Annotated in this window: 2 protein-coding genes and 1 pseudogene; 2 read left to right on the top strand and 1 reads right to left on the bottom strand. The window is 52.1% G+C overall.

Annotation, left to right across the window (positions count from 1 at the left end; all coding sequences use genetic code 11):
* Positions 1 to 100 precede the first annotated feature (100 nt).
* On the top strand, positions 101 to 499 hold the full coding sequence (locus ACOCD2_RS20685) for a hypothetical protein (protein WP_293650324.1): 399 nt from the start codon (positions 101 to 103) through the stop codon (positions 497 to 499).
* Positions 412 to 657: pseudogene (locus tag ACOCD2_RS20680) on the top strand (IS66 family transposase); the annotation flags it as partial. The gene ACOCD2_RS20685 and the pseudogene ACOCD2_RS20680, both read left to right, overlap by 88 nt.
* A 48-nt stretch (positions 658 to 705) precedes the next feature.
* On the opposite strand, the gene ACOCD2_RS20675 reads toward ACOCD2_RS20680, so the two are convergent.
* On the bottom strand, positions 706 to 1,044 hold the full coding sequence (locus ACOCD2_RS20675) for a hypothetical protein (RefSeq protein ID WP_293650325.1): 339 nt from the start codon (positions 1,042 to 1,044) through the stop codon (positions 706 to 708).
* Positions 1,045 to 1,222: the final 178 nt, after the last annotated feature.

Raw genomic sequence — 1,222 nt, 5'->3', positions numbered from 1 at the left:
CTGTGAGGGGTGTGGTGATGCGACAGTACGGAGAGGATATTGCGGCACCGGTGGGAAACCAGCCGGCAAACAGAGAATGCCAACACGATCCTAACCTGTTGTGGAGCCCATCTACTCGACCAGGTTGCAAGTGTGTCTTCGACCTCGTGATAGATTTTGGGACATCCCAGTCCCCAAAATCGACTCGGCCTTTGACAGCCTATTCGTGCCCCAGCCGTCCTGGTCACCAAGCACTACGCAACAAATTCACAAGCTCGTTGCTGCTCCGTACTTGTCTCCCAATGACTGGACGCCGCGTTTGGATGCCTATTTTGCTTCCCCTCTGGCGCTATGCGCACGACGGGTAAGCAGTGCGGCCTCGCGGCTACTGGGGTCTACCAGCCTTCGCTTCGCTCTCCATGGCTGGCAGCGCGAGACTTTGAGGCGGATGTGCTGCGCTTCATGGAAGTGCGAGTTGTCCCCTTCACCAATAATCAGGGAGAGAATGACCTGCGTATGACGAAAGTTCAGCAGAAGCTATCCGATTGCTTTCGCTCCCTGGCAGGAGCGCAGGTCTTCTGCAGGGTACGCGGTTATCTGTCCACTTGCCGCAAGCAGAAACTCTCAGCTACTGAGGCACTGAACCTGCTTTTTGAAGGAAAAAACCCCGGATTCATGGACGAATCTCAGTTGAATAGTGACTCGGATTACTGGTTGTGGGCGATATCAATGGATCTGGACATCCTTGAGAAAAAGTTCTCCACGATCATTTATGCTGAATATTTCACCCTCCCCGACTTTGGTAATAATAAATGTTTTTGCGTCAGCAGAAATATCGACAGTCCATGCTCCATTAGGGTTTCTCAGGGCAAGCCGAACTTTCTTCTGATCTGTTTGCTCCAACCTAAGCAAGGCTTCCGGGCCTCCTGTTGCCCCCAAAACATGGACAGCTTTATTGGGCGTATTGGTTCCAACGCCAACAAAACCATTTTCGTTAACATAAAGGCTGTCCGCATTAGCCTGCAGCACCAATCCGGTCAATGCGCCCATTATCACCTTTTTCATTGCATCACCTCAAAAATCGTTTCGGAATTTATACTATGCCAAATTTGTCGGGGAGATGCTAGTCGAGTAGATCGGCCATTGCTGGCTTTCACCCTCACAGAACCGGACGTGCGGATTTCCCGCATCCGGCTCTTCCGAGCAGGTCACCCGGATTGAGCGGGAGCCAATTGTCTGGGCG

It is taken from the genome of Thiolapillus sp. (assembly GCF_048562965.1).
Classification (GTDB): domain Bacteria; phylum Pseudomonadota; class Gammaproteobacteria; order Chromatiales; family Chromatiaceae; genus Thiolapillus; species Thiolapillus brandeum_A.
Note: the sequence above shows the minus strand (reverse complement) of the source record. Positions and strands in the feature narration are given on the sequence as shown.